The organism is Kitasatospora sp. NPDC059327, from assembly GCF_042752535.1.
In the GTDB taxonomy this organism is placed as follows: domain Bacteria; phylum Actinomycetota; class Actinomycetes; order Streptomycetales; family Streptomycetaceae; genus Kitasatospora.
Window position 1 is genome coordinate 1 of record NZ_JBHYYB010000259.1, and the last position, 1,234, is coordinate 1,234.

Below are 1,234 nucleotides of genomic sequence, written 5' to 3' on the forward strand. Positions count from 1 at the left end.
CTAGTGCTGGATTCCTCTTTGGATGGGTATATGTGCTGGTGGAGGGACGGTTCGGTCGGTCAGGGGCGGGTGGTTCGGGGTGGTGCTGCGGGCGCGGCAGGGCCGTGATTCGGGCGAGGAAGCTATGGTTCGCCGGTTGGCGCGGGCGCGGAAGGCGCCGGCGGATCTGGTACAGCGGGCTCGGATGGTCGAGCTGAGCTGGGCGGGGTCGAGGGTGCCCGCGATCGCGTACGAGCTGGCGTGCAGTCAGAAGACGGTGCGGTGCTGGCTGCACCGCTTCAATCGGGACGGTACGGAGGGCTTGGAGGATGTGGGCGGGCAGGGCCGCAAGCGTCGGATCACCGAGGCCGAGCGCTCGCGGGTCATCGCCCTGGTCAAGCAGCCCCCGCCGGGCCGCCTCACGGTCCGGGCTGGTGGCGATCTGGAAGCGGAGGACCCGGCGGGGCCGGCGGAGTGGACCCTGGACGCACTGGCCGACCGGGCACGGGCCGCCGGCATCGAGATCGGGCGCTCGCAGGTCCGCAGGATCCTGGTGGCCGAGGGAGTTCGGTGGCGTCGCACCAGGTCCTGGATCCGCTCCAAGGACCCGGACTTCGAGGGAAAAGGACGCGGGTCGTCGGCCTGTACACCTGCCCGCCCGCCGACGCGACGGTCGTCTGCGTCGACGAACTGGGGCCGGTGATCCCGCGCACCTTCCCGCCGGCGCCGGGCTGGTCGCCGGACGGACACCGCATCAAGAACGAGCTGGACTACGGCCGCGGGCCGGAGAAGACCTGGGTCTACGGCGGCCTGCGCGTCAGCGACGGACAAGAGGTCACCATGACCGCTTCTTCCCGCAACAGCGTCTTCTACCAACAGTTCCTACAAGTACTCGAGGACGCCAATCCCACCGGCGAGATCGTCGTCGTCACCGACAACCTCTCCTCCCACAACAGCCTGTCCACCCGCACCTGGCTCGAGGACCATCCCCGGATACGACATGTCTTCATCCCCGTCGGCGCCTGCTGGCTCAACCTCCAGGAAGGCTGGTGGCGCATCTTCCGCAAGGCCGCCCTCGCAGGCCGGTCCTTCGCCGGTCCCGACGAGATCGACCAGGCCACCCGCCTCGCAACCACCCAGCTCAACGCACGTGCCAAGCCCTGGATCTGGGGCAGACCGCCCCCACCGACCCGTCAATGCCGACGGCGATTTGTTTACCGCCTTTGAGGAATCCAGCACTAGTAGTACTTCGTTA

Annotated in this window: 2 protein-coding genes; both read left to right on the forward strand. The window is 68.4% G+C overall.

Annotated elements, in window-relative coordinates; translation table 11 throughout:
* Window positions 1–124: 124 nt before the first annotated feature.
* Complete coding sequence (locus ACFXHB_RS44870; RefSeq protein ID WP_380583018.1) at window positions 125–682, forward strand: helix-turn-helix domain-containing protein; 558 nt, start codon at window positions 125–127, stop codon at window positions 680–682.
* Window positions 622–1,206, forward strand: coding sequence for an IS630 family transposase (locus tag ACFXHB_RS44875; RefSeq protein ID WP_380583020.1), 585 nt, complete (start codon window positions 622–624; stop codon window positions 1,204–1,206). The genes ACFXHB_RS44870 and ACFXHB_RS44875 overlap by 61 nt, the downstream gene beginning before the upstream one ends.
* The last annotated feature ends 28 nt before the right edge of the window (window positions 1,207–1,234 follow it).